Origin of the sequence: Neobacillus terrisolis (assembly GCF_051233475.1) — a bacterium.
In the GTDB taxonomy this organism is placed as follows: Bacteria; Bacillota; Bacilli; order Bacillales; family Cytobacillaceae; genus Bacillus_BU.
Genome location: NZ_JBKFGH010000046.1, coordinates 1 through 230 on the forward strand (window position 1 = coordinate 1; position 230 = coordinate 230).

At 46.5% G+C, this 230-nt stretch carries 1 rRNA gene; it reads left to right on the forward strand.

Going from position 1 to position 230, the window contains the following annotated elements:
* The first annotated feature begins 113 nt into the window (after positions 1-113).
* A 5S ribosomal RNA gene (gene rrf, locus ACI48O_RS21985) occupies positions 114-230 on the forward strand.

Below are 230 nucleotides of genomic sequence, written 5' to 3' on the forward strand. Positions count from 1 at the left end.
CTGATACTAATCGATCGAGGACTTAACCAAATTAAGTTCTAGGTGAACTCGTTTTACAACTTCTTCTTCATTATCTAGTTTTGAGGGAATGAAATTCCCTAATTTAATAAAAGTCTGGTGGCGATAGCGAGAAGGTCACACCCGTTCCCATACCGAACACGGAAGTTAAGCTTCTCAGCGCCGATGGTAGTTGGGGGCTCTCCCCCTGTGAGAGTAGGACGCTGCCGGGC